Origin of the sequence: Komagataeibacter diospyri (assembly GCF_006538165.1) — a bacterium.
In the GTDB taxonomy this organism is placed as follows: Bacteria; Pseudomonadota; Alphaproteobacteria; order Acetobacterales; family Acetobacteraceae; genus Komagataeibacter; species Komagataeibacter diospyri.
In genome coordinates, this window is record NZ_BDLU01000014.1 from 196,482 (window position 1) to 222,342 (window position 25,861).

23 protein-coding genes and 1 pseudogene are annotated in these 25,861 nt (G+C 58.2%); 18 read left to right on the forward strand and 6 right to left on the reverse strand.

The window, feature by feature from the left end; genetic code table 11:
* The first annotated feature begins 17 nt into the window (after nucleotides 1-17).
* From MSKU9_RS02895 to MSKU9_RS02945, 11 genes and pseudogenes are all read left to right on the forward strand, one after another.
* On the forward strand, nucleotides 18-2,345 hold the full coding sequence (locus MSKU9_RS02895) for an EAL domain-containing protein (RefSeq protein ID WP_141259835.1): 2,328 nt from the start codon (nucleotides 18-20) through the stop codon (nucleotides 2,343-2,345).
* A 30-nt stretch (nucleotides 2,346-2,375) separates the two neighbouring features.
* On the forward strand, nucleotides 2,376-4,118 hold the full coding sequence (locus MSKU9_RS02900; protein WP_141259836.1) for a putative bifunctional diguanylate cyclase/phosphodiesterase: 1,743 nt from the start codon (nucleotides 2,376-2,378) through the stop codon (nucleotides 4,116-4,118).
* A 6-nt stretch (nucleotides 4,119-4,124) separates the two neighbouring features.
* A complete protein-coding gene (locus tag MSKU9_RS02905) occupies nucleotides 4,125-4,541 on the forward strand; it encodes an RrF2 family transcriptional regulator (RefSeq protein ID WP_141259837.1) in 417 nt (138 codons plus the stop codon).
* Nucleotides 4,542-4,886: 345 nt separating this feature from the next.
* Entirely contained in the window at nucleotides 4,887-5,297 is a 411-nt protein-coding gene (locus MSKU9_RS02910; RefSeq protein ID WP_141259838.1) for an RrF2 family transcriptional regulator, read from the forward strand.
* 203 nt (nucleotides 5,298-5,500) lie between these two features.
* Nucleotides 5,501-5,698: pseudogene (locus MSKU9_RS18470) on the forward strand (oxidoreductase); the annotation flags it as partial.
* Between the two features lie 58 nt (nucleotides 5,699-5,756).
* On the forward strand, nucleotides 5,757-5,912 hold the full coding sequence (locus MSKU9_RS02920) for a formate dehydrogenase accessory sulfurtransferase FdhD (protein WP_227002335.1): 156 nt from the start codon (nucleotides 5,757-5,759) through the stop codon (nucleotides 5,910-5,912).
* 248 nt (nucleotides 5,913-6,160) lie between these two features.
* Entirely contained in the window at nucleotides 6,161-6,547 is a 387-nt protein-coding gene (locus MSKU9_RS02925; RefSeq protein ID WP_141259839.1) for a glycerol dehydrogenase, read from the forward strand.
* 14 nt (nucleotides 6,548-6,561) lie between these two features.
* Nucleotides 6,562-8,748 carry a pyrroloquinoline quinone-dependent dehydrogenase gene (locus MSKU9_RS02930; RefSeq protein ID WP_141259886.1) on the forward strand — a complete coding sequence of 729 codons (2,187 nt, stop codon included), beginning with the start codon at nucleotides 6,562-6,564 and terminating at the stop codon, nucleotides 8,746-8,748.
* Between the two features lie 363 nt (nucleotides 8,749-9,111).
* Entirely contained in the window at nucleotides 9,112-10,542 is a 1,431-nt protein-coding gene (locus MSKU9_RS02935) for a phosphoethanolamine transferase (RefSeq protein WP_162515711.1), read from the forward strand.
* Between the two features lie 279 nt (nucleotides 10,543-10,821).
* On the forward strand, nucleotides 10,822-12,300 hold the full coding sequence (locus tag MSKU9_RS02940) for a phosphoethanolamine transferase (RefSeq protein ID WP_141259841.1): 1,479 nt from the start codon (nucleotides 10,822-10,824) through the stop codon (nucleotides 12,298-12,300).
* A gap of 171 nt (nucleotides 12,301-12,471) precedes the next feature.
* A complete protein-coding gene (locus tag MSKU9_RS02945) occupies nucleotides 12,472-13,044 on the forward strand; it encodes a DNA-3-methyladenine glycosylase I (protein WP_141259842.1) in 573 nt (190 codons plus the stop codon).
* Nucleotides 13,045-13,454: 410 nt separating this feature from the next.
* Here the strand turns inward: MSKU9_RS02945 and MSKU9_RS02955 are convergent, their stop codons facing one another.
* The 3 genes from MSKU9_RS02955 to MSKU9_RS02965 form a co-directional block, all read right to left on the reverse strand.
* Complete coding sequence (locus MSKU9_RS02955; RefSeq protein ID WP_227000568.1) at nucleotides 13,455-13,853, reverse strand: hypothetical protein; 399 nt, start codon at nucleotides 13,851-13,853, stop codon at nucleotides 13,455-13,457.
* Nucleotides 13,854-13,963: 110 nt separating this feature from the next.
* Nucleotides 13,964-14,197, reverse strand: coding sequence for a hypothetical protein (locus MSKU9_RS02960; protein ID WP_141259844.1), 234 nt, complete (start codon nucleotides 14,195-14,197; stop codon nucleotides 13,964-13,966).
* A gap of 152 nt (nucleotides 14,198-14,349) precedes the next feature.
* On the reverse strand, nucleotides 14,350-14,607 hold the full coding sequence (locus MSKU9_RS02965) for a hypothetical protein (RefSeq protein ID WP_227002336.1): 258 nt from the start codon (nucleotides 14,605-14,607) through the stop codon (nucleotides 14,350-14,352).
* Between the two features lie 48 nt (nucleotides 14,608-14,655).
* Between MSKU9_RS02965 and MSKU9_RS17855 the strand changes: the two genes are divergently transcribed.
* Entirely contained in the window at nucleotides 14,656-14,862 is a 207-nt protein-coding gene (locus tag MSKU9_RS17855; RefSeq protein ID WP_154670662.1) for a hypothetical protein, read from the forward strand.
* 144 nt (nucleotides 14,863-15,006) lie between these two features.
* Here MSKU9_RS17855 and MSKU9_RS02975 read toward each other — a convergent pair whose 3' ends face one another.
* Nucleotides 15,007-15,240, reverse strand: a complete 234-nt coding sequence (locus tag MSKU9_RS02975) for a hypothetical protein (RefSeq protein ID WP_141259846.1) — start codon at nucleotides 15,238-15,240, stop codon at nucleotides 15,007-15,009.
* A gap of 1 nt (nucleotide 15,241) precedes the next feature.
* On the reverse strand, nucleotides 15,242-15,520 hold the full coding sequence (locus MSKU9_RS02980; protein ID WP_141259847.1) for a putative hemolysin: 279 nt from the start codon (nucleotides 15,518-15,520) through the stop codon (nucleotides 15,242-15,244).
* Between the two features lie 235 nt (nucleotides 15,521-15,755).
* Between MSKU9_RS02980 and MSKU9_RS18345 the strand changes: the two genes are divergently transcribed.
* The gene (locus MSKU9_RS18345; RefSeq protein ID WP_193557613.1) at nucleotides 15,756-15,980 is read left to right on the forward strand and encodes a hypothetical protein; all 225 of its coding nucleotides are present in this window, start codon (nucleotides 15,756-15,758) and stop codon (nucleotides 15,978-15,980) included.
* A gap of 718 nt (nucleotides 15,981-16,698) precedes the next feature.
* Here the strand turns inward: MSKU9_RS18345 and MSKU9_RS02990 are convergent.
* The gene (locus tag MSKU9_RS02990; RefSeq protein WP_141259848.1) at nucleotides 16,699-17,763 is read right to left on the reverse strand and encodes a hypothetical protein; all 1,065 of its coding nucleotides are present in this window, start codon (nucleotides 17,761-17,763) and stop codon (nucleotides 16,699-16,701) included.
* Nucleotides 17,764-18,193: 430 nt separating this feature from the next.
* Between MSKU9_RS02990 and MSKU9_RS02995 the strand changes: the two genes are divergently transcribed.
* The 5 genes from MSKU9_RS02995 (at nucleotide 18,194) to MSKU9_RS03015 (ending at nucleotide 25,861) form a co-directional block, all read left to right on the forward strand.
* The gene (locus MSKU9_RS02995) at nucleotides 18,194-18,877 is read left to right on the forward strand and encodes a hypothetical protein (RefSeq protein ID WP_227002337.1); all 684 of its coding nucleotides are present in this window, start codon (nucleotides 18,194-18,196) and stop codon (nucleotides 18,875-18,877) included.
* Nucleotides 18,878-19,463: 586 nt separating this feature from the next.
* Entirely contained in the window at nucleotides 19,464-21,200 is a 1,737-nt protein-coding gene (ggt, locus tag MSKU9_RS03000) for a gamma-glutamyltransferase (RefSeq protein WP_227002338.1), read from the forward strand.
* 733 nt (nucleotides 21,201-21,933) lie between these two features.
* Nucleotides 21,934-24,084 carry an esterase/lipase family protein gene (locus MSKU9_RS03005; RefSeq protein WP_141259850.1) on the forward strand — a complete coding sequence of 717 codons (2,151 nt, stop codon included), beginning with the start codon at nucleotides 21,934-21,936 and terminating at the stop codon, nucleotides 24,082-24,084.
* A complete protein-coding gene (locus MSKU9_RS03010) occupies nucleotides 24,081-25,175 on the forward strand; it encodes an Lnb N-terminal periplasmic domain-containing protein (RefSeq protein ID WP_193557614.1) in 1,095 nt (364 codons plus the stop codon). The genes MSKU9_RS03005 and MSKU9_RS03010 overlap by 4 nt, the downstream gene beginning before the upstream one ends.
* Nucleotides 25,176-25,507: 332 nt before the next feature.
* Nucleotides 25,508-25,861 carry a hypothetical protein gene (locus MSKU9_RS03015; RefSeq protein WP_227002339.1) on the forward strand — a complete coding sequence of 118 codons (354 nt, stop codon included), beginning with the start codon at nucleotides 25,508-25,510 and terminating at the stop codon, nucleotides 25,859-25,861.

Sequence of the window (25,861 nt, forward strand, 5' to 3'; positions counted from 1 at the left end):
AGAAAGACAGCCCGCAGATGCCCGAGATCACAGCCCTGACTACCGAAATCCTGTTGCCCGCGCTGGAACAGGCAATCGACGCCACGGTCATCATCGGCCAGGATAACGAGATCATTTTCTACAATCAGGCGGCGGAATCATTATGGGGCATTCCACGCGCCGATGTCATGGGCCGTAACGTGGACTGCCTGGTGCCCGTGCGCCTGCGCCATGAACATGACCGTTATATCGATCGCAATCGTGAAAGCGGTCACAACCGCATTGTCGGCACGTCGCGCGAAGTTGAATTCACGCGCGCGGATGGCGAATATATCTGCGGTGAACTGTCACTGTCGAAGGTACAGATCGATCAGGACGGCCGGAAGCTGACCTATTACATGGGCGTGATGAAGAACGTCACGGAAGAAAGCCAGCGCCGCAAGATCCTGATCCTGCAGAACGATGTGCTGCAGGCACTGGCCAGCGACATGCTGATACAGGATATCGGTGAACTGATCTGCCGCAAGGTCGAAGCCTTCGTGCCCAATTCTGTCGCCGCCCTGCTGGTGCTGGATGATGCGCAGCCGTGGCGGGTGATCTGCACGTCCGCCCTGCCGCCGCGTATCCGCAATGCGCTGGAAACCACCGTGCCGTCCCCTTCCGATGTGGAAAAGCTGAAGGCCAACGCGTCCTATACCGGTCGGCTGGTGTGGGACAATTACCAGTCCATGTGCCGTTCACTGGGGCTGCAGTCCTGTTACGCCGCCCCCGTGCTGGCGGGTGACGGACGGATAACGGGCATTTTCGCGCTGTACCTGCGTGAACCCAACCAGCTTGGCGCATGGCCACAGCGGCTGGTCGGGTCGTGCCTGCCGTTCTGCGCGCTGGCGCTGGAACAGCATGCCACCAAGACGCACATGACCCAGCTTGCGCGTTATGATTCCCTGACCGGCCTGCTGAACCGTGGCGCACTGCACCGGGTAATGGAAGACATCATTGCCCAGCCGGGCAACCGGACGCTGGCGATCTTCATGCTGGATATCGACCGTTTCCGCGATATCAACGACGCGCTGGGTCATGTCTATGCTGACCAGTTCCTGGTCGAGATCGCAGCCCGCATCCGCTCCATCGCCCGTGATGATTACGTCATCAGCCGCTCCGGCGGGGACGAATTCGTGGTGGTGGTGCCCGACTGCGAAGGCAAGCGGATCGAGGAAATCGCCCAGCAGCTTCTGGACACCATCGGCCGCCCGCTGCAGATCGGCCAGAACACGCTCTCCATTTCATGCTCGATCGGCATAAGTACGTTCCCGTCCAACGGGCCGGACAGTGAATCGCTGCTCAGCCATGCCGACACCGCCATGCGTCAGGCCAAGGAAGACGGGCGCGGCATCTTCCGCTTCGCCAACCTGGAAAAGAACCAGGTGGCGCAGGACCGGCTGGTGCTGGGCTCCGCGCTGCGTGATTCACTGGCGCAGGGTATGCTGCAGCTGCATTACCAGCCGCAGGTGCGCACGCATACGCTGGAACTCAGCGGGGTGGAGGCCCTGTCGCGGTGGCACCATCCGCATCTTGGTAACATCTTCCCCTCCCGCTTCATTGCCGTGGCGGAGGAAACCGGACAGATCGAGGCCATTGGCCGGTGGTCACTGCTGGAAGCCTGCCGCCAGATCGTGAAATGGGACCGCGACGGCATCCATGTCCCCACGGTTGCGGTCAACCTGTCGGCGGTGCATTTCCGTAACCGCGCGCTGCCTGAACACATCGCAACCCTGCTGAAGGACCATGACCTGAAGCCTGCCCGCCTGACGGTGGAAATCACCGAAAGCGTGATGATGGACAACAGCCGCGATACCGAGGAAGTGCTGCAATCCATCCGCAACCTTGGCTGTGGCCTGTCGATGGATGATTTCGGCACGGGGTATTCGTCCCTGTCGCGGCTGACGCGCCTGCCGCTGACGGAAATCAAGATCGACCGCAGCTTCATCAACGACTTTGAATACGACACCAACGCGCAGGCGGTGACCATGGCCGTGATCGGCATCGGGTCGCGCCTGGGCATGACCGTCGTGACCGAAGGGGTCGAGACGGAACAGCAGCGCGAACTGCTGGAAAAACTGAACTGTGACGTGATGCAGGGTTACCTGTTTGCCAAGCCGCTGGCCCCGAAGGACCTGGAACAGTGGGTCCGCAAGGGGGGCGCCCCTGCCGTTATCCGTAACATCGAAGCTGCCCGCGCCAAGGCGCGCGCTGCCGGGGCGTCATCCTCCCAGCCATTAAAGAATACCGAAAAACAGCCTGCCCCCACCACAGAGGCAACCGCCACCGCAGCCACGAAGTCCCCCGCTGCCAAAGCCAGGTCCTGATCCATTCAAGGCGAAAGACGGAGCAACGCCATGTCACTCAAACACGATGATCGCCTGCGCGCGCTAACCCACAAGGATTCCGATTTCTGGGCCGATGTGGTGGACAATGTCCTGATCGTCGCCATTACGGATGTGCGTGGCGTGATTACCTACGTCAATGACCGCTTCTGTGAGATCAGCCGCTACCCGCGTGAGGAACTGCTCGGCTCGACGCACCGGATCGTCAATTCGGGGTATCATGATGCCAGCTTCTTCAGGCAGATGTACCGCACCATCCGGTCTGGGGAAATCTGGCGCGGCAACATATGCAACCGTGCGAAGGACGGGACGCTGTACTGGGTGGCGACGACCATCATGCCCAAGCACAACTCGCTTGGCGCGGTCGAGGGCTATGTCGCGACCCGTTTCGAGATTACCGAGTTGATGAACACCCGTGACCGGCTGAAGTCACTGGCGGCGACCGACCCGCTGACGGGACTGTTCAACCGTGGCGGCTTCAACACCGTGCTGCAGGCGGCGGTGGAGGAGAAAGCCCGCAACATCACCCGTGAAATCATGCTGGTCATGTTCGACCTTGATGGTTTCAAGCAGATCAACGACATTCACGGTCACCATGCCGGCGACGTGGTACTGAAAACCATTTCGCACCGGCTGCTGGAACTGGTCAGCCCGCAGGACGCGGTATGTCGGCTGGGTGGGGATGAATTTGCGCTTATCCTCAACCACACGCTGCTGGCCACGCCGCTGGACACGATGCTGGAACGGCTGCTGGCGGCGCTTGAAGCGCCGATCGAGGTCGGCAATACCATGGTCAACGTATCGGGCAGCATTGGCGTATGCCCGATCGCCAGCCAGGAAAGTGCTGAATCCCTGCAGAAAAATGCGGATATCGCGCTGTATGCCGCCAAGCGCGCGGGCGGCCATCAGTCGCGGATGTTCGACATCACCCTGCACCAGCATGCCCTTGAGCGCGCTCAGATCCTGACCGATGCGCGTGATGGCGTGGAAAAAGACCAGTTTGAACTGTATTACCAGCCGATCCTGAACCTTGCGACCGGCAGGTGCGACCAGATCGAGGCGCTGCTGCGCTGGCACCACCCCATGCGCGGACTACTGGCGGCGGAAAGCTTCCGTGACGTATTTCTTGATGCGACACTGGCACAGGCCATGAGTCCGCGGCTGGTGAAGTCGTTCCAGAATGACATGCGGCTGTGGAATACCAGCCTTTCAAGTTATCCCAACCTGACCATTAATCTCTCGCGGCTCGACCTGCTCAATATCGGGTTCCAGAACGATCTGGAAGCCGAGATAAAGCGGCAGGGCGGCACCGCCAGTGATTATGTGCTGGAAATATCCGAAAGCGTGCTGGCGGGACGCCGGTCGGATCGCGTGCTGCTGCGGTTGCAGGAACTGGCCAATCTGGGCTTCCAGCTGACACTGGATGATTTTGGGCAGGCCACGCTGCCGATCGCGGTGCTGCGCGATATCCGCTTCACGCAGGCCAAGATTTCACGCCACCTGGTGGTCAATATCGAACACAGCCAGGCGGCGCGCGACGTGATTGCCCATCTGACGGGACTTGCCCATGCCTTCGGGCTGAGTGTGACCGTAACCGGGGTGGAAACCAAGGGGCAGATGGATATCCTGACTGCCATGAAAGTGGACAGGATTCAGGGTTTTTACATTTCTCCCCCTATTTCTGCCGCAAATCTGGTGTTGGCGGAGCACATCCTTGCGCCAGATCATTCCGAAGTCGCGTTGCAGGCGTCATGAGGTACCATGCGCCTGACACTTTATACGGATTATTCCATTCGCACCCTCGTCTACCTGGGACAGAATCCGGGCAGGCGCGTTGCGATTCAGGAAATTGCCGATGCCCACGGAATTTCACAAAGCCACCTGGTCAAGGTGGTCAACCGCCTGTCCAATAATGGCATCGTCCTTGCGCGGCGGGGCCGCAGCGGGGGGCTGGAACTGGCGGCGGCGGCACATGAGATTTTCATTGGTGACATCGTAAGGCTGATGGAAGCCGATCTGAATACGATCGTGACCTGTGTACCGGGTAAAGGGCAGCCCTGCATACTGGTGGATGCCTGCCGTCTGCGGGGCCTGTTCGCCAAATCACTGAACGCCTTTATGGCCGTACTGGACCGTGTGACCTTGCATGATCTCATAATGGAGCATAAAAAATATTAATTCGTGGCAAGAAGAATAATTCTTGATTTTTTATTTGCATACCGCATAGAGATTAATTTGGAAACGGAACAAAATCGGCTCCTTTATATCGGTTCGTTATAATCTATGCTTATGATGTGATAAAAATAAATTATGTGACAGGCGGCAGTGTGGTTTCCTGTTGCAGTGCGTACCAATACGGTCTTTTTTACCCTATGGTAATATCGTCACCATGTCTGACCACAGGATATCCATGTCCTATCTGTTGCAACACTGGACCATGCCTACCATTCGGGCCGGGAACCGTTACATCGCCATGACAGGTCTATATGATAACCGGAATGGGGAGGCCGTAAACAGCATATCATGCGTCTGACCCTTCATACTGATTACGCCATTCGCGTGCTTGTCTATCTGGCGTGCAATGCAGACAGGCGCGTATCCGTGCACGAGATTTCCAGCCATCACAACATTTCCCATAACCATCTGGTCAAGGTCGTCAACCGCCTGTCCAACGAAGGGGTAGTGCAGGCGCGTCGTGGCCGGTCGGGTGGGCTGCAGCTGCCCCGCCAGCCACAGGACATCATTATCGGGGATATCGTACGCCTGATGGAAACGGACATGCTTTCCGTCGTGTCGTGCCAGCCAGAAAACGGCCAGCCCTGCGTACTGGCGGACATGTGCCGCCTGCGTCGCCTGCTGTCCCAGTCACTGGAGGCCTTCCTGCATGTGCTGGACCGCACAACGCTGCACGATATCATACCAGACAGGATATAACCGGTTCGGAATGATGCAATGGAGCATTGCCGCCAACGAACTATATATGGTATTATACAATCAATACATATAGTTCATTCCATTCTGTTGATAATATAAATTTATTAACAGATAAATATTTTCCATACATGCAAAATTATGTCTTTTGTAGTTGAAATAACAACAATCCTGCAGTTTCCTGCGTACAAACACGGAAGAACGCCATATCTGACAAGCCGGAATTCAGGCCCTATACCCATCCCGCCGGTAGGTGGGGGCGGCGAACGCCACCGCACGCGTGCAGATGGAACAGAGCGTACTGGTCAAGGGGGGCGCGCGCACTTCTGTTCATGAATTACCCGGACGGCTTCAATTGCCCAGGCTGCGCATGGCCGGACCCCGATCGTGAAAAGACGCTGAAGATGTGGGCCGCCACAACGCCGCGGGATAAGCTGTGGGGGGGGGCGGATTGCGGACGGCATGGATTTTGGGCGCGGGTTCTGCGTGATTGCCAGCCGGTGTTCGTATGAAAGGATGCACAAGGCGATCATGGCGGGCATGCCGGAACTGGTGGCGGTAACAGCGCCCACGGCGCGCGCGTTGTGGGTAGCGGGAGGGATGCGGGGCCGTACCTGATCGCATCCGCGCGCGATAGCTCCGTAATGGTTCCCCATCTGGTCATGGATAAGTAAAAAAAATATTTCGTGTGCAAGCACAGCAGGTCTGGATTCCAAATACGTCATGCTGGGACCTGTTTTCTGGCGGAATACTTACAACCCTGAAACAATAGTAATAAAGTCGTGACCAAGCTCGCGATTTCGTTTTTTCGCGTTTAACAGGCGCGGGATTAGCCTCCGCTGCATGATACTGGAGGAACATCCATTATGTCTGCTTTTATGAAACCGCAGAGCGCCGCAGGATGGGCGACGCTTTTACTTGCGGTCATCATCATCCTGCTGGGCCTGCCACTGGTATACATGGGCGCTGAACTCGCGTTCCTGGGTGGCTCGCTTTATTACGTCGTCTGCGGTCTGGTGGTGACGGCCGCGGGTGTGCTGATGGCCATGGGTCGGCCCGTGGGCGGCCTGCTTTACCTTGGGGCCTGCGCCTTTACGTGGCTGTGGGCATTCTGGGAAGTGGGCTTTGACGGCTGGGGACTGCTGCCGCGCGTATTCGGCCCAACCCTGCTGGCCATTGGCGTGGCGCTGTGCCTGCCGGTGCTGCGGCGTGCTGACCACGCACGCACAACCCATGTGCGGGAGGTCGCATAATGTCCAATACTCCAATGCTGCGCACCCTGCTGCTGGGTGCCACCATCATTGCCGGTACCGCAGGCGCAGGTGCCCTGGCGCAGGTGCCTCCTGCCGACCAGCCACCCGGTAGCGGCAATGCCACCGTTGCCCCCGGCACGCCCACTCCGCCGACGGACGCGTTTTCCGCCCCGTCGCCCAACAGCCCGCAGGCGCCGGGCGTCAACGCCGCCAACATTCCCGACGGCCCGCCTGCAGAACCCAGCGAGGCCACGCCGATGGTCGAGCAGGTTACGGCCAGCCCCGCGCATGATGACTGGCCCGGCTACGGGCGCGATGACCGGGCGACGCGTTTCTCGCCACTGGACCAGATCACGCCGTCCAATGTCAGCCACCTGAAACGTGCCTTCATCTACCATACCGGCAGCAAGCCGGGGCCGGGGCAGGTGAACAAATGGGCTGCCGAGACCACGCCCATCAAAGTGGGTGACGGGCTGTACATGTGTTCCGCGCTGAACGACATGATGCGTATCGATCCGGCCACGGGCAAGGAAGTCTGGCACTTCCACGCCAATGAGAAATACGAGAGCATTCCGTATACGGCGGCGTGCAAGGCGGTGGTGTACTACACGTCCTCCACCGTGCCTGAAGGCGAGCACTGCCACCACCGTATCCTCGAAGCCACGCTGGATGAACGCCTGATCGAGGTGGACAGCGAGGACGGCAAGGTGTGCGAGGGCTTCGGCTGGCACGGCATGGTCAACCTGATGAAGGGGATGGGTGAATCCGTGCCCGGATTCGTGGCCGAAACCGCGCCGCCGCCGATCGTCAATGGTGCGATCATCACCAATCAGGAAATCCTTGACGGCCAGCGCCGTTGGGCGCCGTCGGGTGTAATCCGTGGATATGACGCCGAAACCGGGCGCTTCCTGTGGGCATGGGATGTCAACCGTCCGCATGAACATGGCGAGCCGAAGGAAGGCGAGCATTACAGCCGTGGCACCCCCAATTCCTGGGCCGCGATGATTGGTGACAACGCGCTGGGGCTGGTTTACGTGCCTACCGGCAACTCGGCCGCTGATTACTACAGCGCCATGCGCAGCCCGGAGGAAAACAAGGTGTCCTCCGCCGTTGTCGCGATTGACGTGAAAACGGGCGAACCGCGCTGGGTGTTCCAGACCGTGCATAAGGATGTGTGGGATTACGACATCGGGTCGCAGCCTACGCTGATGGACTTTACCAAGCCTGATGGCAGCACGGTGCCCGCGCTGATCATGCCCACCAAGCGTGGCCAGACCTTCGTGCTGGACCGCCGCACGGGTGAGCCGGTGCTGCCGGTGGAAGAACGGCCCGCGCCTTCGCCAGGCATGGTGCCGGGTGATACGCGCGCCCCGACGCAACCATGGTCGGTCGGCATGCCGCGTCTGGGCTTCGCGCCGCTGAAGGAAGCTGACATGTGGGGCATGTCCCCCATTGACCAGCTGTACTGCCGCCTGAAATACCGCCGTGCGCATTATGTGGGTGAGTTCACGCCGCCCAGCATCGACAAGCCGTGGCTGGAATATCCTGGCTATAATGGTGGATCTGACTGGGGCAGTGTCGCGTATGATGAAAAGACCGGCATCCTGATCGCCAACTGGAACAACACGCCCATGTATGACCAGCTGGTCAGCCGCAAGAAGGCGGACAAGCTGGGGCTGATGCCGGTGGATGATCCCAACTACAAACCCGGCGGCGGTGGTGCCGAAGGGGCAGGGGCCATGGCGGAAACGCCGTATGGTATCGTCGTCTCGCCGTTCTGGGATGAATATACGGGCATGATGTGCAACCGGCCGCCCTATGGCATGATTACCGCCATCGACATGCACACGCAGAAGGTACTGTGGCAGCACCCGCTGGGTAGCGCGCGTGCCAATGGACCGTTCGGTCTGCCCACCCACCTGCCGCTGACCATAGGTACGCCCAACAACGGTGGCCCGGTCATTACTGCTGGTGGCCTGATCTTTGTTGCGGCAACGACCGACAACATGATCCATGCCTTCGACATCCATACTGGCCGTGAAGTCTGGAACGATGTCCTGCCCGGTGGCGGACAGGCAACGCCCATGACGTATGAATACAAGGGCAAGCAGTACGTCGCCATCATGGCCGGTGGCCACCACTTCATGATGACGCCGGTCACTGATGACCTGGTGGTCTATGCTCTTGATAACGTGAACTGACCTTACCCGTCATATTCGGGCTGACCCGACCGGGGCCGCATCGTTGCGGTCCCGGTTTTTTTATGCGCGCCTGCGGCATGCTGACGATTTATTATGAAATAAAATAACGTAACATATATTTATTCATTAAATGAGATTGACGGATTGTGACAATTTTATGTAGGCCGGTTATTCAATGCATAAAAATGGATGACGGCAATTAAGATTCATAAAAGAGCATTGTATATCTCTATCATTGGTATCATTTACTTTTTGTTAGAGTTTTACATTGCATGTCATTCAGACGGTAACCATCCGTATCACTTTGTAATACAGACATGCCTTCTGCCGCTTCTGTTTTTTAACTTTGGCCGCATTGGCAGCATGTGTCTCAACACCACGTTCGTGGTTCTGCTGGTCAGTAATTTCTATATTGCCCGTCTGTGTCAGGTTGTAACCGGCAACACGCTGGATGCGATCATGGGTACGAACCGGCACCTGACCATATCCATGATGGGTACGGTGCCCTGGCCTGCCTATGTGGCGGCGGCATTCATGCTGGCGGCGGTGGCCGTGCTGTCATGGCGGCTGGGGCGGTGGGACCGGCGCGCGGTCATGATCGCCATGGTGCCGCTGGTGCTGACGGGGGCCTATAATACATGGAAGCTGTATGCCACATGGCCGTTCCGCACCGCGCAATGGAACGATATCGGGGGGCTGGACTATATCGCGGCCAACCTGCGTGACCATTCGCCGGGGGTGGTGGGAAACGCAACCTACTTCATCATCATGACGGCTGAACGGGCGGTGGACAAACGCTTTGTTGTCCGGCCTCACCCCAATACCGACCCGCAGGTGACCGGACGGCATCCGGGCAGAGTGCATAACATCATATTTGTCATGGGGGAGTCCTCGCTGGCGTCGCGCTATGGCATATATGGCTACGACAGACAGGACACCACGCCCAACCTGCGTAACATGCAGGCGCGGAAACAGATATGTGTACTGGAAAAAGCCCATTCCAATGCCAACCTGACCCGTTATGCCGTGCCCATGACATTTTCGTTCCAGATCCCCGAAATCCGGGAAAAGCTGTTTCAGGAAAAGAACCTGATCGAAATGGCGGGCGAAAATGGGTACAAGACCTTCTGGATCGCGTCACAGCCGGGGGAGGGACCATATGCCCGCCCGTATGGCTACCTGTCTGAATACAGCGACTATACCACCCGCCAAGATTATAATAACGAAATCAACGGCGTGAACTGGAAAGATGAGTCCATCATGCCCGTGCTGGCGGACAAGCTGCGGGATCCCGCACCGTACAAGCTGTATGTCGTGCATATCATGGGCAACCACCAGCAATATTCGGACAAGGCGACCAGTGACGATATCGCAGCCCTTCCACATGCGGATGCATATGACCAGAGTATTCACCACACTGATGAGTTCGTTCGGCGGATCATGGCCATGGCCGCGTCGCAACTGGGTGATTACACGCTGATCTATACATCCGACCATGGGGAAGTCGTAGGCATGGGCCACGGTTACCAGTATGCCGGTTATGACCAGTATATCATTCCCATGATCATCCATGACACCAATGGTGTGGGCAATTATTGCGACATGGCTGAACAGATGCGTAACCGCGACGGGTATTATACCTCCATCATGAACAAGTACCTGCTGCTGGACATGCTGGGGTATGATGTGGACCCTGCCGCCATGGATGCGGTACGCAACAAGGACCATGTGCTGCATTCGGATTCCAAAATATACGATTACAGCAATCTGCCGACTGAACGGAACCGGCACTGAAGCAGCCACGGCGGGCCGGGGATAAAATGGTTTGTAGCGGATAATTTATTATAAAAACAAATGAATGCACGTTAGTTTATTTTAATAATGCGCTTGATATGAGCGGTTTTGTTACATATACACGCCTGATTGTGTCAAAATATGTAAAACGGACTGCGGAAAATTTATAATAAAAAAAGAACGCTTTTCATTTCTATAATCAGTATTATTTACTTTTTCATAGAACTGTATATTGCGCGTCATTCAAATGGCAGCCATCCGTGGCATTTTACGTTACAGATGAGCCTGCTGCCGCTCCTGTTCTTCAGTTGTGGCCGCATTGGCAGCATGTGCCTCAACACCGTGTTCATGGCGCTGCTGATCCTTGACTTCTATATTGCGCATGACTGTCAGTTGATAACCGACGGTACGCTGGATGCGATCATGGGTACGAACCGGCATGAAGCCGCGTCCATGCTGGGCACCGTGCCGTGGTCCGCCTATATCGCGGCCGTGCTGGCGCTGGGCCTGGTGGCGGTCCTGTCATGGCGGCTGGGTCGGTGGAACCGGCGCGCGGTCATGATTGCCATGGTGCCGCTGGTCCTGACGGGGGTCTATAACAGTTGGAAGCTGTACGCCAACTGGCCTTTCCATACCGCGAAATGGACCGATATCGTCTATCGCAGATATATTGCATCGGACCTGCGTGACCACGCACCGGGGGTCGTTGGGGACGTGACGTATCTTGCCATCATATCGACGAAATGGGTGAAAGACAGGCGCTTTGTCGTCAGGGCGCATACTGTCACTGACCGTCAGGTCATCGGTCGACATGCAGGCAGGGTGCGCAACATCGTCTTTATAATGGGGGAGTCCTCGCTGGCGTCGCGTTATGGCGTGTATGGCTACGACAATCAGAATACTACGCCCAACCTTCAGGAAATGAAGGACAGGAAACAGATCTGCGTATTGGCGAAGGTCCATACCAATGCCCCCATGACCCGTTATTCGGTGCCCATGAGTTTTTCATTCCAGACGCCGGAAATACGCGAAACGCTGTTTAACGAAAAAAACATAATCGAAATGGCGCGTGACAACGGTTACAAGACTTTCTGGATTGCGTCACAGGACGGGAAGGGACCATATGCGCGCCCGTTCGGCTATCTGTCTGAATACAGCGACTATACCACCCGTCAGGATTATAATAATGAAACCAACGGCGTGAACTGGAAGGATGAATCCATCATGCCTGTGCTGGCGGACAAGATGCATGATCCTGCGCCGTACAAGATGTATGTCGTGCATATTATGGGCAGCCACCGGAAATATGACGACAAGGTCACCCCCCGCGATGTGCAGGCCCTGCCCAACGCCGACACGTATGACCAGTCCATCCACCATACCGACAGCATCGTGCAGCAGATCATGTCCATTGCGACATCGGAACTGGGTGATTACACGATGATCTATACCTCCGACCATGGGGAAATCGTGAATGTAGGTCATGGGTACCAGTATGGTGGTTATGACCAGTATATCATTCCCATGATCATCCATGACGCAAACGGTGTGGGCACCTATTGCAACATGGCTGAACAGATGCGCAACCATGACGGGTATTATACCTCCATCATGAACAAGTACCTGCTGCTGGACATGCTGGGGTATGATGTGGACCCTGCCGCCATGGATGCGGCACGCAGCAGGGATCATGTGTTGCATGCCGATTCAAAAGTATACAATTACAATAACCTGCCAACCGAGAAAAACTTATGGTGACCAGATGCCGGTTTTGATCCAACAGACTATATGAAAATGAAGAAAGGGTTTTTAGGCGCTGCCTTTTTGAAAAAAGGCAGCGTTCTCTGAATCTTTTTAAAAAAAGCTTCTTATAATGTGCAGGATGTCTCGAAGGCAGGCTTTTTAAACAATTCCAAGGAACCCGTTCCCATGTCACCTGATCCCACCCGTCCACGGTGCCAATGGGCGCAGACGGATGCAATGATGATGGCCTATCATGATAACGAATGGGGCCAGCCAGTGCATGACAGCCGTCAGTTATGGGAAATGCTGGTATTGGAAAGCTTTCAGGCCGGGCTGTCATGGCGCACGATCCTGAAACGGCGCGAAGGGTTCCGCCGTGCCTTTGCCGGGTTCGATCCCGACAGCGTGGCCCGTTTTGGGAATGCTGACATCACGCGCCTGCTGGCCGATCCGGGTATTATCCGCGCACGCGCCAAGATTGTCGCCACCATTGGCAATGCCCGCGCCTATATCGCCATGCGTGACCGGGGCGAGGACTTCGCCACCTTTGCATGGGGCATGGTGGGCCATGTGCCCGTGCATAATCCCGGACCGGTTCAGGCGTCATCTCCCCTGTCACACGCCATGTCCACCGCATTGCGGGCGCGGGGTTTCCGTTTCGTCGGTCCGGTCACGGTCTACGCCTGGATGCAGGCCGCCGGGATGATCCACGACCATGAACCCGGGTGTTACAGGCATGTATTGCCTGCTGGCGAATAACCTACATGCTCTGGTCAACCGCCTTTTGTTTCCAGCACTTCGGTGCCATTTTTCCACGCCTGCTGTCCGGCGACCATCATGTCGGCGCCATGGGCCGCAAGCGCAATGCCGCCAACCTTGCCAGGCAACTTCAGGGGCAGCCATCAGGCCCGCGGCACCGGCCATTTCCGCAGCACCAATGCCCATCGTGGCCAGACCTTCGGCCCGGGTGATACTTTCGTGGCCTGGCAGGTATCGCCCGGACGACACTGACGAGTTGACGTTCGCTCATGGTGAATATCAAGGCGGGGTGCTGCTTGATATCTGTGAAATACAGGCACAAAAAAAGCCCGCCACGCCGGGGAAAACCCCTTGGCGGGCGGGCCAGTCAGGCGGCACGCATGTTGCCGCCATTTTTTAGGGGTTGCTTGTTATTCGCCAGCCACCCGCTGCTGGGTGGTGGCATCTGTCTGGCCCATCTGCTGCCAGCCCGCGCGGGCGTTCAGCGCGCGGTGGCGGATGGCCGAAGGCAGCAGATCGCGCAGGATATTCATCGCCGCGCGTTCCGACAGGCCGGTCTGGTTGGAAAAGCGTTGCAGTTCCGCCGGCCTGAACAGGGCATGGATGGTGCTTTCATCCGCGACCGACGTGTTGTCACGCTCCTGCCATGTGCGGATCAGCGGCAGCATGCCCAGTTCCTGCGCGCGATGTTCCAGCATGCTGGGCTGGTCCGGTGCGGGCAGGGGACCAAGAATATCGTTCAGCACCGACAGTGCCCCCGAACGGTCGCCCTGTGCGCCGGTCAGGAAATCACCGATGGCGGTAGTCATGTTGGAGATGTTTCCAGTCAGGCTTCGTGAGATTTTCATGTGAGCCTCCGAACGTCGGCGGGGTGGCCGGGCCTGTGCCACGTCATACCCCCGGAGTTTGCGGGACGGCGTCATTTACCCTGCACGGTGTCCCGGCATGCAGGTGAAAGATCGGCAATCCGGCGTTGCATGCAGGCTTCGACCAGTCTTGTATCCGGTATGTCCAGCGGGCATAGCCGCAGGGCATCGACCTTGCACGCCGCGACCTGTTGCGGTGTGCCGGGATCGGCGGAATATGCATTCGCCGGTAGTGCCGTTCCCAACCCTGTCACGATCGGGAGGGCGCAGAAAACGGATCGCCTCATTATCTGTCCTCCTGTCTGTTTTCCAATGGGGTGGTATGGGGCAAACGTGGACTGTCGGCATGGGTTTGCCGCTATCATGGCCGCTGCGGACACATTGGTGTGACCTTGGGAATGCCCGCCCGGCCGGACCATGAAACGTCAGCCCCGCGGCACTACATGCGCGGCGTGCCCGGTGCCGCTGGTCCCTGGCTGTCCGCCGATCGTGGGCCGGATATGCCATGGCTGCCTGTGGCATTCGCGCCCGGCGCGCCTGCTTCGGCATGATTTTCACCCGCGCACGAAATGCAGAAATCTTCCCCGATCTTTCCATGGCTACACCCGGCCAGTGGTAGTGCAAACCCCAGCATAAGGGGCAGCAGGCGACGGGTCGCCCTGATACGGGGCAGGTGGTTCATGGGCACGGCTGGCACGTTATCCTCCATCTGTTCTGGGGGAGGAACGGCACAGCCGCGCAGGGGTTGCATCCTACCACATGGGCGGCGGCGGCATCATCGGGGGTGGGGGCGGTGGTGGGGGGCCGTAAAACCGCCCCATCCGCATGGGTGGCGGCGGCGGTGGTGGCGGGGGCGGCGGCGGATAACGCCGCATGTAGTGCCGGTGATGCGGTGGCCCCCATGCCGGTCCCCATGGCCGTGCCCATGCACCGACAGGCAGGGCTACGATAGCCACCATGCCTGCAATCAGGGTCCCCTGCCGCAGCGCGCCGCGCAGGACGGAAAGGACAGAAGGGAAATTATGCGGTTTCATACCAGTATGACACACTGTCAGTTGGGCAGCAGTAGGGAAATATCAGGGCACAAGATGACGGTTTAATGGCCGCGAGGCACAATCGTCCACCCCGCTACCTGCCCGCCGGGTGGCAGGCGGCACAGGCCGGTATGCCCATTATCACTTACCTGCCATGTCCCGCCCCGGCGCGCGCAGTCCGCGGGCGGAGGCGTGCGTCGGGCCATGAGCGCGTCATCACACGCGCCCAGACCCAGAAGCGCTGCCAGCGCCACGCCACGCAGGGCGGCAACCCCGATCATGCGCGCGGAGGGCATGTCATGGCGTGGTGGTGGCGTGATCCCGGCGGAACAGCACCCATTCTTCCATCACCGTGCCATCGGGCAGGTGGCACCAGCCTGTCACGCCCTGCGATGTGGTGCGCATTTCCACCGTGCCGCCACGCTGCTGGCAGTAAACCGAGGCCGGATTGGCCATGCCGATGCGCGATGCATGCGCCGGGGTATGATGGCCGGTCGCGCACGCGCCCAGCAGCACGATACCGCCAAAGGCCACGCACCGCGCCAGCCGCCGCATGAAGGGAAAGGAATATGTCATGGAGCCTGTTCGCCTTGCCTGTCGTGTTGCACATGTCACTGCCGCCATCAGGTATCAGCAAACGCCTGATGGTGCCAGCATGCGATGCCATCGGCGCTGGTCAGGATGCGAACAGTGGGGACAGGGCGTTTCCGTGACCCAGCGCACGCAGCATGCTGCACAGGGATGATCCATCACCGCGCTGTATGTCACACGGGGGCGGCCTGCCGCGTCGTACCACATCAGCCAGTCAACCGTGCCTGACCCACCGGCCACGTATTCCATCCACAGTGTGTCCCCCGTATCCGCCCGTGTCACCAGTGGCGCAGGCGGCACGCTGCTCCGCGCATGGCCTGTGCCATGGGGGCGACCCGATGACGGATGGCTGCTGGGTCTGCCCTGGCGGCCAACGTTCGCACAATCGCGGCTGGTCGTTTTTGATGTGGGGCGTGTGGCTGATGGGTCCGGTTGGCCAGCGTAATCCTGCCCCAGCGGATACCGGACGGTTTCTACGGCAGTTTCGTACCCGATGTTTTTCTTGACCCGCGGACAGGCCCATGACCTGTCAGTCAGCCTTTGTGGGTATTGCGCCCGAATTGGGGGGTGCTGCTGTTCCGGGAATACGGGGCGCGTGGACTGGGGCGTGTTTGTTACCGGCGACGGGTTGATGCACGGCGGAATCTGGGCCTTCCATGTGTGTGGCTGCTGTTCAATGGACTGGCGTTGATGCTGGCGATTCTGAGTGCGGTTTGCGGGGGCAGGCGGGGTTGTGGATCGAACCCCTTCTTGCCAACGCTCTTATTGCCATCGTCTTCACGATTGGGGCGATAGGCCGCACGGCCCCGTCATGCAGGATGTGGTCGAGCGGCGGCGGGGGAGCGCCTTTGCCGAAGACCAGCATGACCTACGAATGTTTTTCCAGGTCTTTACATGGATCCGGACGGGCTATTTCTTTATCAGGGGTAGTGCCGTCCGAACGGGCACGCCTGCTAGAAAACATCATTGGTCCGATCAGCTTGCTGGCCATGATCCTGATCAGCTTTCAGGAGAAGGCGCTGTTTCAGTCTGGACGACGTGCAGGCCCGGTCTGTGCGCCCATAAGTCGCGTAAACGATTACGTTTTTTTTTGAAGAAAGAACGCGTGGCGCAGTCTGTTTTCAGGCCATGTTGTTATGTTTCAGGCAACAGGCTGACAGCCTTCATCCATTCACCGGTATGGTCAGCACGGCACCCGGATTTTTGGTGGTTTTTGAAAGCTCCATCAGGATCTGCAGCATTGTAAATCCAAGTTTGCTGGGAAAATCGGTATCCGATATATAATAGAATTTGTTATTGTATTTTATTGATACAAAAGAAAGGCGTGGCCGTTCATTACTGACATGAACAAAAACCGTTGGCTTTGTATTGCGTCCTATCAGGATGATCTTGGGAAGGGTACGCCCTGAATCAATATCTTCCTGCGGAACATCGATCTGGTAGGCAATCTGCCCTAAAACGCCCAACATTGTACGGGTAAGCAGCCTGATCTGGCCATGTTGCGGCCTTCCCGCTCCGTATATGACTTCGACACGTTCATCTTTCGGACCCATTTCAAAAAAGCGCCGTGTTGACTTCACAACTTCGGCCAGAAGGGGGTCCGTAGTCGATGATACCGTAAGGAATACCCGGTCAAAAGCCGGGGTTTTTCCTGGTATTTCCTCGCTATGTTCAAGTTGTATGCCCAGAAGGCCCGCAATCTGCAGCCGACGCAGGTCATAGATCAGCTCGAAAAATTCAGGCGAACCCCGGCCAACGTCGCCCCCGATGGAGCCCGCGTTATTGATAAGATTGACTGACTGGACCGACAGGCGGAACAAAATATCTATGGGCAGTCCCCCCATGGCCAGGGGCAGCAGGCTACCCGGCGGAAGCGGGCGCAGGAAACTCTGCGCATAGGCATCACCCGTAACAGGCTGGAATGTAAAAGTCGGACTTTCCTGTATCTGCGCCCCGATAGCGCCCGCGGGCCTGATCGGATTGGAGTCCGAGCCAACGCCGATGGAAATATTGCGCTGCAACTGGTAGCCGGAAATCAGCTGGGTCGTGTCCAGAAAGCCCGGCGTGTCGGCATATCTCAGCCGGACGACATTAAGGAGTGTCTGTTGTTTGGAAGAGCCAATCAACGCCTGAGAATAGTCAAGTTGATCATGGTCCAGTCTCTGGGAGCCAACGCCATAACATCCACCCAGCAATAAAATGAGCGGCACCACCATAATTTTTTTCATAACAATAGAACTCTACATTTCTTAATATGACGTATTATCTTGTATTTTCACTGCTTTTCGATGGTGGTCGGGCGACTGACTTCATGAACTGACCTGATGATACCCTGTCATGGTAACACGTGACTTTCTTGAATTGTAACGACATTGATTTTTATCTGGCAATGACGATAAGCACAATCGCCGTCATTTCATACATATTTTTCAATAATATAAGACAGATACCCCAGAACGGCACCCCGGCTGCCGAAGTGTAAGGCATTATTAAAATAACGTAAGTTATACTGAATCTATATGCAGCCATGCCAAACGGCCATGAACCCGTGCCCCGTTGTCGTCGGTTTCGGGGGAACTGCCCCGCCATACCGGACAGGAGAGACATCAGGCCGGACGCTGGCGCACAGCATGCCCTGAAACCGGGAGGATACAAAATGTGTCAGATGTGAAGAATGCAAATATGGTCTTGGGCGCGCTGCCTGTTTCAGCCGCAGGCATGGCAGATGAAAACAATTTCCATGGGGGTAGGTGTTATTATATAATAATGCGTTATCTGACCGGCACGGCTTCATCATATCCTGTGCAGGGGAGAGAATTTCGCGTATTGAACAGGATTGCACGGTTGGCTAAAATTTCCCGTAAGGTGTCTCGTACCATGAGTAAACGCTTTTTCGCCTTTGTTCCGGCACTCCTGCTGACTGGCCAGGCGTATGCAACAGACGTGAAGCTGCCCGATAATACCCCGGCAAGCGTGACCGTCCAGACACCCTGCACAAGCGAGAGCTACAGGGAATACGAAACCTGCATTTCCGCTATCCTGAGCCTGCCATCCAACCGTGGTGGCGATATCGATATCAGGGCGATCGAGAGCTTACTGCCAAAAGACATCCAGAAAGCCGCCATCATAAGCGGGATCACGGCAGCACCGGTCGTGCCAATGACGGTGTCGTTAAAACATTATGATGACAGGAATATCATCTGGTCATCAACGGATACGCCACTCGATCATATCATAATTCCAAATAACGGAACCTATCAGGTCGTACTGACCACTGCTGATGGCGGAAAGACATGGGGCATTCGGGTCATTATCGAACAGCCGGGATCGATTGATCAATAAAATACAAGTAACTTATTGATAATTATTTTTTTAAATATCATAATTTCAGTGAGTGAAAACAATATATCCTGAATTCCTGTGTGCGGGGCAGGATGCGCATGCCGGTCATATTGCCATGCAATACGGTCCTGATGCCTGCATTACCGAGTAAGATCCCGCACCTGCGAGCAGGCCGCCCGGATGGTTGTAAAAAGTTCTGCACTGATCCCGGCAGGAGGATGCCGGACCGACCACGCCCGGTGCGACAGGATGCGCATTCCACACTGCATGGATGCCCATAGACCGGTCGATTGCACCTTCTGTTCCGGCGCAATGCCACGGCAGGGCATGTGCCCGCTGAAAACAGTCGATCCACATGCATGGCATTCCGCTGGCCTGATGCCGCCTCGATATTTCGTTATTAAAAAAAAATGATATATATGGGGCGACAGCCGGTCTGGGCATGGTTTCCCTGTCCCGGCCTGTCACCACAAAAGCTGAAGGTCGCATGGATACGCATACAGAAAGGGATACCGGCATGCAGGGTTTTCGTTCCGGCCGGAGCATGCCGGTCAGTTCCGCGCGGTGCAGGCGAAGGGCAGGTGGCATGCAACTGCCCACCGTCGCGTTTTCAGTGCTGCTGGCCTGCACTGCCGTTTTGCCGGGATATGTGCATGCCGCACCAGCGCATACGCAGACCGTAGCCCCCTTCAATCCCCTGCGCGGGGACCGGGGCTATGGATGGACCGGACAGACGCGGTCCGAGGTGCTGGGTACGCATGGCATGGTGGCGACCAGCCAGCCACTGGCGGCGGATATCGGGCTGGATATCCTTAAACGCGGTGGTAATGCCTTTGACGCAGCGATCGCCACCGCCGCCGCCATCAACGTGGTCGAACCGGAATCCGCCGGGATCGGGGGCGACCTGTTCATGATCGCGTGGGTGGCAAAGGAACATCGACTTGTCGCGCTGGATTCCGCCGGGCATGCGCCATCGGGAGCGACGCCGGAACGTTTTAGCAGCCGGGGCCTGAAGGAAGTTCCGTACACAGGCATTGAATCCGCCGTGGTGCCCGGCACCGTGGCCGGGTGGGACGCCATCCGGGCCCGTTATGGCACCATGTCGTTCCGTGACACGCTGGAACCCGCCGCCCGCCTGGCGGAAGACGGGTTTGGCGTGACCGAAAGGGTGGAAGCCGAGTGGGAGGAATATGCCAGCCTGCTGGGCAAGGATCACGATACGGCGTCGGTTTACCTGCCGCATGGCAGACCACCGGGACTGTATGGTGTATTCCGCAACCCCGATCTGGCCCGTGCATTGCGCCTGCTGGAAACCGGGGGGGCTAATGCCTTCTACCGGGGACCGATCGCGGATGCCATCGTGAAGAAATCACAGGCGCTGGGCGGCACATTCACGCCCGCGGATTTCGACCGGGTCAGACCGCAATGGGTCAGGCCGCTGACCACGTCCTATCGTGGGTACGACATTTATGAAATGCCACCCAGCACACAGGGCGTTGCCGTGCTGGAGGCCCTGAATATCGTTGAACAGTGCGGGCCCAAAATCGGGATCAATCCGCGCGGGGAGGGGCCACGTTCCCCACTGTTCTGGCACCTGCTGATCGAAGCGAAGAAAATCGCCTATGCCGACCTGCGGCAGTATGTCGGGGATCCGGACTTCGTGTCCGTGCCGACCGCGAAACTGACCAGCAAGGCCTATGCCCGGTCACAATGTCCCCGGATCAACCCGCGCCATGCCTCTACCATTACGGCGGATCGCGACCCGGTGGGGGGCACCGTGTACCTGACCACGGCTGACCGCGAGGGCAATGTCGTCTCGCTCATATTCAGTGTCTATGACGAATTCGGCTCTGGCGTAACCGTACCCGGCTATGGCTTCCTGCTCAACAACCGTGGCGCGCAGTTCAGTCTTGATGAAAAAAGCCCCAATGTCATCGCCCCGGGCAAGCGGCCGTTCTATACGATCATTCCCGGCTTTGTGCTGAAGGGGGGCAGGCCGTTCCTCAGCCTCGGCGTGATGTATGGCGACCAGCAGGCGCAGGGACAGTTGCAGGTGCTGGAAAACATGCTCGACCTCGGAGCCAACCCACAGGCCGCATCCGACGCCGCACGGTTTTCTCATTCACAGTCCAGCAACCATGTCGTGCTGGAATCCGGACTGTATCAGGCTGTCGGCCCCGCGCTGAAGGAAATGGGGCATGAAGTGGATGAAGGCAACGGCCTGATCATGGGCGGTTATCAGGCAATCATGATCGACCCCCATTCGGGCGTGTATCGCGGTGCGTCCGACCACCGCAAGGATGGCGCAGCCGCAGGGTATTAGGCGGCCCCGCATTTACATGGCGCATTGGTAATGCAGAGTGACCCCGGCCGCACCGGAATGGCGATCCCGGTGCGGCGACAGGCCCTGAAAGCTGCGCATAACTCCCTGTCTGATAAGGAAGTTTCACGCGATCTTAAGCAGGAATCCCTTTGTCATGTGTCGCTGACTACATATGCGTATATAGACAGACACAGCCGATAGCCCACCATTCCGACATGCCGTCACATGCCTGCGGGCCAATCCGGTTCCGAATGCAGGGATGACTGTAGGCTGGCTGACAGAATAAATAGGGCTATTGTGCACCGTGCTTTACCAGATCATAAATCCGTACACGGAAGAAACGCCAAGAGACAGTCTGAAAAGTCAGTCCAGGAAGCATCCTGCAATCATAAGGAAGTTTTGTGGTGAAGCTTTTTTCAGAACGCGTCAAGAAATGCTGCCTTTTTGAAAAAAGTCAGTAACTATCGAAAGTATAAATAAGAATCTCTACGTTCTACATGCCTTAAAGCGTATAACCGATCAGAATTTTTCTGTTTATTCTGTAATTTTTACAAGTTGCTCAAGTCTGCTTTCGGAACGTAGTATTGTCGAATTGTGTTTCCGAAAAGAAGGCGATTGCTGTCCGTCTGCTTGTATGCGCAGGCAGTCAGCCCCGGCAACCTCCACCATCCGCCACCCATACCGGGGCCGCCAGCGCATTGCGCGATGCATCAACAGGTGCTTAACCTGCGGCATGACACGCACCCCCACGGGCGCCCGGCACGCGCCGGCACGCAGCACACGCCGTCCTGTCCATACGGGCCATGCCGCACGCGGCGGGATTGTAATGGCGCTTGTGCTGCTGGCCGGGTGCGCGGGGCCGGTTACAGTACGGCATGTGTCGCTGGTTCACAGCTATCGTGACAGCGCGCGCACTGCATTGCAGGGTGGCAGACCGGGCGATGATACGATGATCGTGCTGCGCCGCCACGGGTTGCTGCCCGCATGGCGCAGTGATCCTGACCGGGCCATCGCAACCCTGCGCACGCAGGCGAAGGACCATGATGATGAGGCCGACGTGCTGTTCGCGCTGGCGGAACTCAGCTACCGTCAGGGCCTGCGCCACCACCATGTGCAGGATTTTCTTGCGGCGGCGGTCTATGCCTATGCCTTCCTCCAGCCCGGGCAGGCGGACAGCCCCAGCCCGTATGATGAACGTTTCCGACAGGCATGCGACCTGTACAACCTTGGGCTGACAGCGGCCTTTCCAGCCCCGGTCAATATCACGGCGCAGACCCGCGCCCTGCCGTTTGGTGATATCGTGCTGGATGCCGACCCAGCGCAGCTGCGCTGGCACGGGCGGCTGCTGGAACGCCTGCAGCCCACGGCGACGCTGGGGGTTGGCGGCATACCCAATGTCTATCGCACCCCTGGGCTGGGTGAACCCCTGACCGCGCTGGCCCGTCCAGATCCTGCATTCGCGCCGTCGCCATCCGCGCCCTCTGTCCCGCATGACGCGAAACACCTGACCCAGCCTTCCGCCGTAGCCGATCTGACCGGCCCCGCGCATGACGATGCCCTGCGCGCCATCGCCACCCCCGCGCCGCATGACGGCGACACCCGCACCAGCGGCGACCCCACAGGCAGCGGAGCCAGCACCACAGGTGATGGCAGCTTCAGCGTATCGGACAGGCTGCGCGTGCCTGCCAGTCTGCTACTGGAAATGGACGACCCGCGTGCGCAGGCGCTGGGTACGCACCTGACCGGGCGGCTGGTGCTGCGGGTGATGGATGAAAGCCCGGACACCCCCATCGGCCATGCCCGCGTGCCCGCCGAATATGACCAGACCGCCGCCCGTGCGCTCAGCCTGGTGGATACCGCGCTGTGGACAAAGGAATATCGCGGTTTCTTTGACGGCACGACCTATGACGGCACGCGCCCGCGCCTGATCGCCATGACGCCGCACCGCCACGGCAACATGCCGGTGGTGTTCATACACGGCACCGCGTCCAGCCCGTACCGCTGGGCCATTATGGTCAATGACCTGCTGGAAGACCGGCGTATCCGTGACCATTTCGATTTCTGGTTCTTCTCCTACGCCACATCCAACCCCATCCCGTATTCGGCATGGCAGCTGCGGCATGCGATCACGCAGGCGGTGGACAGTCTGGGCGGGGTGAAGGCGGACCCGGCGCTGGGACATATCACGCTGGTGGGACACAGCCAGGGCGGACTGCTGGCGCGCATGCTGGTCATCAACCCCGGTGACCGGCTGTGGGACGGCACTGCCGGACGGCCACTGTCCTCGTTCCATCTGAACGACAGCACGCGCGACCTGGTGCGCGAAACCATGTTTCCCACCGCCATGCCCGAAATCCAGCGCGTGGTGTTCATTTCCACCCCGCAGCATGGCAGCTACCTTGCGGCCATGTCCATCGCACGCCTGGTCGGCAGCATGGTCAGCCTGCCGGTGCGCGTGACCGAAACCGCGCGCGACATCGTGACCGGGGCAGGGGACAGCACGCACCTGAACAACCGCGTGCTGCGGCTGGGCAGTGTGTACGCCATGTCACCCCGCAGCGCGTTCATGCGTACGTTGCCCACCATACCCATGGCCCCCGATGTGCAGGCCAATTCCATCATTCCCGTCTGTGGCAACCCGCGCGACCTGGCCCATGCCGATGATGGGGTGGTAACTTATGAAAGCGCGCACATCCCCGACGTGCAGTCCGAACTGGTGGTCCGTAATTCCGAACACTCCACCCAGTCCAACCCCGCCACCATAGCCGAGGTCCAGCGCATCCTGCTGCTGCAGCTGGCCCAGAACCCGCTGCGGGACATGCCCCCGGCGGCAGTCCCCGGCACACCCCGCCATGCGCGGCGGACCGTGGTGGCGCGGCCATGACATGCCCACATGGACAGGATGCCGCCACCAATGGGACAGGTGGGCATGCGTCACATGGGCCACCCGACCGTCCCGCCAGGCCGTGCGGGTGGCATCGGATGCGGTACTGGGGCACCCGTGCGTTACAGGGGGCGGCCCTGCTGCCGGGTGTGGGAGCGCTGTATTATTCCACCGTTGAACCCGATGCACTACGGCTGGGGCTGTCGATGGCGTTTCCCGCCATCATGGTTTGCGCGCGCTGGCTACGCCCGACGGGCCTGATCTTTCCGGTGCGGGTGATGACGGTGAGCGCGCTGGCGATCTGGTACGTGACCGACCCGCCGCGCAACGACCGGGTCTGGGCGGGTGAATACGCCGTCCCGGCCGATGCATGGCGGGTGGGGGATGTGGTGCATGTCCGAAACGTGCGCAATTTCCGCTATCGCACCGAAACCGATTACATTCCGGCATGGTATGACGCGACGTATGACCTTAACCGGCTGGACAGCGTGGACCTTGTGACCTCCTACTGGGCGGGGGAGGCGATTGCGCATGTGTTTCTCAGCTTCGGGTTTTCCGATGGCAAGCATCTCGCCATGTCCATCGAAACACGCAGGCAGGCCCGTTTCCCCTATTCTACCATTGCCGGGTTCTTCCATCATTACGAACTGTTCTACGTCACCGCCGATGAACGTGACCTGATCGGGGTGCGCACTGACGTCCGGCGGGAACGGGTGTACCTATACCGCCTGAACATCGCGCCCGAAGTGCGCCAGCGCCTGTTCCTCAGCTACGTTGGCGCGATCCATGACATCATCTACCGCCCGGTATGGTACAACACCCTGACCGACAACTGTACTACTGGCATACTGGCGCGGGCAGGGGCGCGGCTGCGGTACCGGTTTGACTGGCGCGTGATCCTCAGCGGTCATACGGCGGCCATGGCGTATGATATGGATCTGCTGGGCCCGTATGATCCGAAACGTTATCCCGGTTTTGCAGCGGTGCATGACGCAAGCCGCATCCACCGCTCACAGGATGCAGTGATCGGTCCCGACTATTCCGCCGCCATCCGTGCAGACCTGCCCCCGCCGGAGAGATCGCAGCCCTGACCCCGAGGCCGGGGTCCACCGCGCACCATGGGCGATACGGCCCCGTGATTCTACATGCGGCATTCCCGCCTATTCCTGATGTGAGGGGCACGGACATGGCCCCTGCTATCGGTGCAAAACCATAGAAAGTCCGGACGGGCCTGTTATCGGCATGCCGTGACAGGTAGGCGGGGGTGCGTACGCGTCGGTTTAGACAAATATGTACAAATTAATGCTGCAAAGTGGAAAAACCTGCCCGCCATTTATGGACCGGATGGTAACAAAAAAAATGCCATACGCTTTTGTTCATTACGATTTATAATATGGAGCGCCCGGCGAATTTCCTGATAAAGATGAAAAATTACTATCGTGAACTTGGCCAGATGTTCGGTCCGGACTTCGTGGCAAAAAGCTTCGTCATAGCGTTTGTGTTCGAAGGCCTGATGATTACCGTCATCACACAGCCGAGCCGACTGTCGCATCCATTCACGATAGTCATGACCATCGCGATGTACACGATCGGTTCCCTACTGTTCCTGTTTACCAAGGCGGGATGGGAAGCCTTCAAGGACCTGTTCGCAAGCAACAGTATCGTGTTCATGCCCGCGCTTTTCCGGGCACTGCCTGCATTCCTTGTAAACGCCAAGCTGTGGACATCATCCATATTCCTGGAGACAAATAACGATCCAGACCAGACTGGACGGTGA

Excerpts from the sequence above, each read along its gene's own strand:
- MSKU9_RS02990 (WP_141259848.1), bottom strand. The coding sequence starts at position 17,763 with ATGAAAAAAATTATGGTGGTGCCGCTCATTTTATTGCTGGGTGGATGT.
- MSKU9_RS02940 (WP_141259841.1), top strand. The coding sequence starts at position 10,822 with ATGAGCCTGCTGCCGCTCCTGTTCTTCAGTTGTGGCCGCATTGGCAGC.
- MSKU9_RS02945 (WP_141259842.1), top strand. The coding sequence starts at position 12,472 with ATGTCACCTGATCCCACCCGTCCACGGTGCCAATGGGCGCAGACGGAT.
- MSKU9_RS02905 (WP_141259837.1), top strand. The coding sequence starts at position 4,125 with ATGCGCCTGACACTTTATACGGATTATTCCATTCGCACCCTCGTCTAC.
- MSKU9_RS02935 (WP_162515711.1), top strand. The coding sequence starts at position 9,112 with ATGTGTCTCAACACCACGTTCGTGGTTCTGCTGGTCAGTAATTTCTAT.
- MSKU9_RS03005 (WP_141259850.1), top strand. The coding sequence starts at position 21,934 with ATGACACGCACCCCCACGGGCGCCCGGCACGCGCCGGCACGCAGCACA.
- MSKU9_RS02920 (WP_227002335.1), top strand. The coding sequence starts at position 5,757 with ATGGATTTTGGGCGCGGGTTCTGCGTGATTGCCAGCCGGTGTTCGTAT.
- MSKU9_RS02960 (WP_141259844.1), bottom strand. The coding sequence starts at position 14,197 with ATGAGGCGATCCGTTTTCTGCGCCCTCCCGATCGTGACAGGGTTGGGA.
- MSKU9_RS03010 (WP_193557614.1), top strand. The coding sequence starts at position 24,081 with ATGACATGCCCACATGGACAGGATGCCGCCACCAATGGGACAGGTGGG.
- ggt (WP_227002338.1), top strand. The coding sequence starts at position 19,464 with ATGCAACTGCCCACCGTCGCGTTTTCAGTGCTGCTGGCCTGCACTGCC.
- MSKU9_RS02975 (WP_141259846.1), bottom strand. The coding sequence starts at position 15,240 with ATGCCCTCCGCGCGCATGATCGGGGTTGCCGCCCTGCGTGGCGTGGCG.
- MSKU9_RS02980 (WP_141259847.1), bottom strand. The coding sequence starts at position 15,520 with ATGACATATTCCTTTCCCTTCATGCGGCGGCTGGCGCGGTGCGTGGCC.
- MSKU9_RS02955 (WP_227000568.1), bottom strand. The coding sequence starts at position 13,853 with ATGACTACCGCCATCGGTGATTTCCTGACCGGCGCACAGGGCGACCGT.
- MSKU9_RS02930 (WP_141259886.1), top strand. The coding sequence starts at position 6,562 with ATGCTGCGCACCCTGCTGCTGGGTGCCACCATCATTGCCGGTACCGCA.
- MSKU9_RS02895 (WP_141259835.1), top strand. The coding sequence starts at position 18 with ATGCCCGAGATCACAGCCCTGACTACCGAAATCCTGTTGCCCGCGCTG.
- MSKU9_RS03015 (WP_227002339.1), top strand. The coding sequence starts at position 25,508 with ATGAAAAATTACTATCGTGAACTTGGCCAGATGTTCGGTCCGGACTTC.
- MSKU9_RS02900 (WP_141259836.1), top strand. The coding sequence starts at position 2,376 with ATGTCACTCAAACACGATGATCGCCTGCGCGCGCTAACCCACAAGGAT.
- MSKU9_RS02925 (WP_141259839.1), top strand. The coding sequence starts at position 6,161 with ATGTCTGCTTTTATGAAACCGCAGAGCGCCGCAGGATGGGCGACGCTT.
- MSKU9_RS02910 (WP_141259838.1), top strand. The coding sequence starts at position 4,887 with ATGCGTCTGACCCTTCATACTGATTACGCCATTCGCGTGCTTGTCTAT.